Consider the following 2,325-nt stretch of genomic DNA (forward strand, 5'->3'; position numbering starts at 1 on the left):
CTGGACGGTCGTAACGCCTCGTTGGGGGACGGGGTGCGGCGGGCGCTGGGGCGTGAGCCGCGCGACTTCGCCGACTTCGCCCGCGAGGCCGCCGCCTCGGGCGTGTGGAACGTGTGATCCGGCTCGCCGGTGGCGGCCCGAACAGGCCGCCACCGGGCGGGCGTTGGTCGTGTATCCGGACATAACAGTGGAGGTTTGGCCATGTCGGACGGCAAGCAGGTCTGGTCGAGTGAGCAGGGCGTGGGCGCGCTGCCCGGGCACATCCAGGGCTTCGGGCTGATGCACGTGGCGATGCGCCGGGACGCCGCGCGGCTGAGCGCGGCCGCCGCCCGGGGTTCGTCCGCGGGCGGCTGGGGCCCCGCGGCGGCCCTGGCGGACTGGTTCGGCCGACTGCGGGCCGTCATCGACTGGCACCACCACAGCGAGGACGAGATCCTCTGGCCCTTCCTGCGCGAGCGGCTGGCCGGCTTCGACGGCGGCGGCATCCTGGAGCAGGACCACGAAGCGCTCGACCGGACGATGCGCCGGGTGGCGGAGGTGCTCTCCGCCCGCCGGATCGCCGAACTGCCGGATGCCGCGGCGGGGTTCGAGAACCTGATCCGCGAGCACCTGGGCCACGAGGAGCCGGTGGTGTTCCCGGCTCTCGCGGGCCTGCCGGTGGACGAGTACCTGCGGGTGGAGCGGCGGATCATCCAGAGCGCGCCGGGGCAGGTCATGACGTACCTGCAGCCGTGGATGTTCGACGGCGCGGACGCGGCGTCCGTGCGGGCCGTGTCGGCCACCATCCCGGGCCCGGTGCGGCTGATCGGCCGTACGGTGCTGGAGCGCCGGTACCGGCGCACCCTGAACCCGGTTCTGTGACCGCTCACCCCTTTCCGACTCCCCGGGCACTCGCCGACTCCGCAAGTGCCTTGGTGTGAAGAGGGGTTCCGGTTGTCGCGGTTCCGTTGCGGGTGGCGCCGCACGGTGGGTGGTGTCGTTCGTTCCGCTGTTCGCCGGCACCGCGCCCTGCGGGGCCGGGAGAGTGAAAAGGGGTCCTGTGATGCGTTCGGATCAGAGGTCGGCACCGGTGTCGTACGCCGTCCCGTCGGCCATCGGCGGTGTGCGGCCGGGGAGTTCACCGCACGGCGGAACGGCCGGGCAGGGCCGCGCCGCCGGGCCCGTCCTGGCGGGCGCCACCATCGCGATGGGCCTGATGGCGGGCCTGTTCTTCGCCTTCGACGTGTCCGTGATGCCCGGCCTCGCGGCCGGGGACGACCGGACGTACGTGACGGCGATGCAGCACATCAACTCGTCGATCGAGAACGGGATGTTCGGCCTGGTCTTCGTCGGGGCCTTCGCCGCCACCGGCGTGGCGGCCTGGCTGCAGCACAAGGCCGGCCGGCGCCAGGCGGCGCTGTGGGCGGCCGGGGCGACGGTGCTGTACGTGGTGGCGCTGATGGTCACGATGGGCGTCAACATCCCGCTCAACAACGACCTGGCGGCGGCCGGAGACCCGTCCCAGATCCACGATTTCGCGGGCGCGCGCGCCAAGTTCGAGGGCACCTGGGTGGCCGCCAACATGCTCCGCACGCTGCTCTGCACGGCGGGCCTGGCGGCCCTGAGCCGCTCGCTGGTCCTGCACGGCCGGTTCAGCCGCCTGGGCCGCTGAGCGGCCCGGCCGCGCGCGCCGCAGGGCTGCGCGGCCGCGGGGATGCCCGTCCGCCTCGTGCGGGCGGGCCTTCGTGCGTTTCGGGTGCGGCGGGCCCGGTGGCGGGCCTGGTGGTGGGGCGCCCGAGTGCGCCGGGGCGTGCGCCGGTGCGCCGGGCCAGTGCTGTCGGTCAAGTCGCCTGGGGCGTCCTGGACTTGGCGATCCGGGGGCTATGGGTGGAGCATGGGCGGGCCCGGTCGTTGCGGCGCGCTTGCGCCGCTGCCGGGCCGTACGGTGGTCGGCGTGTCCGGTGAGCTGGAGAGGGGGCGGGGTCTGTGGTGGCGGTGGTACGTCCGTACCTGATCCGGGGGAGAGCGGTTCCCCTGGCCAGATATCTGGCGGAGGAGGACATCGAGGGTCTGGTGGCGTGTTCGTGCATCGGGAACGAGGTCACGATCGACCTCGTGGACACCCGGATCCTGGTGACCCTGGCGGACGTGGCCGGGGCGGTGCGACTGAACTTCGACATGGTCCAGGACGGTCCGGCCAAGGCGCGTTCCTGGTCCCGACGCCTGCCGGGCGACGCGGGGCCGGGCGAACTCGCGGCGCGGATAGCCGTGGACGTGCGGACGCTGGCCCGTGAACTGGCCCCGCTGCGGCGCAACCCCCCGCGCAGGCCGGGAGAGGGCGGGCGG

Annotated in this window: 3 protein-coding genes and 1 pseudogene; all 4 read left to right on the forward strand. The window is 73.8% G+C overall.

Annotation, left to right across the window (positions count from 1 at the left end; genetic code table 11):
* Positions 1 to 117: pseudogene (locus ACFWPT_RS40810) on the forward strand (NmrA family transcriptional regulator); the annotation flags it as partial.
* A gap of 84 nt (positions 118 to 201) precedes the next feature.
* The gene (locus ACFWPT_RS40815; RefSeq protein ID WP_380381062.1) at positions 202 to 861 is read left to right on the forward strand and encodes a hemerythrin domain-containing protein; all 660 of its coding nucleotides are present in this window, start codon (positions 202 to 204) and stop codon (positions 859 to 861) included.
* A gap of 181 nt (positions 862 to 1,042) precedes the next feature.
* Positions 1,043 to 1,651, forward strand: coding sequence for a DUF1772 domain-containing protein (locus ACFWPT_RS40820; RefSeq protein WP_380488107.1), 609 nt, complete (start codon positions 1,043 to 1,045; stop codon positions 1,649 to 1,651).
* Positions 1,652 to 2,094: 443 nt separating this feature from the next.
* Positions 2,095 to 2,325: hypothetical protein (locus ACFWPT_RS40825; protein WP_380425384.1), on the forward strand; the 231-nt coding region annotated here is incomplete at its 3' end.

The sequence above is a fragment of the Kitasatospora sp. NPDC058478 genome (genome assembly GCF_042720345.1).
In the GTDB taxonomy this organism is placed as follows: domain Bacteria; phylum Actinomycetota; class Actinomycetes; order Streptomycetales; family Streptomycetaceae; genus Kitasatospora.